We start from the raw sequence: 1,538 nt of genomic DNA, 5'->3' as shown, positions 1-1,538 counted from the left end.
CGGAGATGAAATCCGAGCCGTTGTCGACGTAAAGCTGTTCGGGAATGCCGCTGACGATCCATTCGGGATTGGGCTTGCGCCAGATCGCCTGCCGCAAGGCGAGCGCCGTGTTGAGGGCACTGGGGGCATCGAGGCTGAGGAAGTAACCGGCGATGGCTCGGCTGTGATCGTCAACGATGACGGTCAGCCAAGGACGCACCGGGGTTCCGGCATCATCGAGCACGAGAATGTCGAGAACGGTATGATCGGCCTGCCACATCTCGTTCGAGGTCGCGGCTTCGCGCCGATGCACTAGCTCGTGCTGGTCGCGGTAGACGGCCGGATCGGAGGCTGCGGCGATCTGGCTTGCCGGTATCGCCCTGACGACACGCGCGACGGCCGCATAGCTGGGGGTTCGGTGTCCATGCGCGATGGCGAGTTCCTGCACCTTTCGGTGAATGGCGGCGACCGGGGGTCGCGGGCGCTTGGTGGCGAGAGTGCGGGTCAGTTCGACCAGATGTTCCGGCAGGTGCAGCCTGCCCCGATCGTTGCGCGGCAGACGCGCGAGACCGGCAAGTCCTTCGGCACGGTAGCGCCCGAGCCAGCGCTGCAACGTCCGCTCGCTCAGCGTGCCGGTGCGGGCGAGGTCCGCGAGCGGGATGCCATCGGCGAGGTGCGGTTCAAGGACGCGGTAGCGCTCGATCGCCAGCGGCGGGACAAGCGCCGGATGCGTCACCGCCGACGGTCCGTGTCGCAGGTAAGGAAAACGGAGATTTGCCTGCCCATCGCCATGCGAGTCCGCTCGCGTTGCCAAACCGGCCTGTTCGACGTAAATCTACCCGGTAAAGAAAACTAGGGCAACATAGACCTGCCGATGACGACTTTCTTCCCAAACCGCGCCCGATCGGGGCGCCACCGGCCCTACGCATGAAAATCGGTTACGCCCGCGTATCGACCGCCGAGCAGAACCTGGACCTCCAGCGTGATGCGCTGAAGGCTGCCGGCTGCGAGAAGGTCATCACCGACAAGGCCTCCGGGGCGACTGCCGCTCGCCCTGGATTGGAAAAGGTGAAGGAGCTGCTTCGCGCCGGCGACACACTGGTGGTCTGGCGCCTCGACAGGCTCGGCCGCTCGCTCCGTGATCTGATCGGATGGATGACCTACCTCGACGAGGAAAAGGTCGGGCTGCTGAGCCTGCACGAGGCGATCGACACGACCACCACGTCGGGCAAGCTTACCTTCCACCTGTTCGGGGCATTGGCGGAGTTCGAGCGCAACCTGATCCGCGAGCGGACCCAGGCCGGTCTCACCGCAGCCCGCGCTCGCGGCAAGAAGGGTGGCCGGCCGGCCGCACTCGGCAAGGACAAGCGCGACCTGCCCGTCAGGCTCTACCACGAGAACACGATGCCGATCGCCAAGATTTGCTCGATGCTCGGCATCTCCAAGCCAAAACTCTACGCCTATGTGCGATCGGCCGAGACCAAGCCGGTAGCCGCGTAGCGACGCTCGCCGACAAATAGCGCGATCAGAATGCCGCCACTTAGCGCGAGCGTTTACAC

Annotated in this window: 2 protein-coding genes; one reads left to right on the top strand and one right to left on the bottom strand. The window is 65.0% G+C overall.

Annotated elements, in window-relative coordinates:
• The coding region (locus XM50_RS00145) for a helix-turn-helix domain-containing protein (protein ID WP_046406312.1) at positions 1-715 on the bottom strand (715 nt) is incomplete at its 3' end.
• A gap of 191 nt (positions 716-906) precedes the next feature.
• Here XM50_RS00145 and XM50_RS00140 point away from each other — a divergent pair.
• Positions 907-1,479, top strand: a complete 573-nt coding sequence (locus XM50_RS00140; protein ID WP_009824027.1) for a recombinase family protein — start codon at positions 907-909, stop codon at positions 1,477-1,479.
• Positions 1,480-1,538: the final 59 nt, after the last annotated feature.

The organism is Sphingomonas sp. Ag1 (assembly GCF_000980895.1).
Classification (GTDB): domain Bacteria; phylum Pseudomonadota; class Alphaproteobacteria; order Sphingomonadales; family Sphingomonadaceae; genus Sphingomonas; species Sphingomonas panaciterrae.
This window is presented reverse-complemented; position numbering and strand designations above follow the sequence as displayed.

What these genes read in the sequence shown, in the direction of transcription:
- XM50_RS00140 (WP_009824027.1), top strand. Translation starts at nt 907, where the DNA reads ATGAAAATCGGTTACGCCCGCGTATCGACCGCCGAGCAGAACCTGGAC.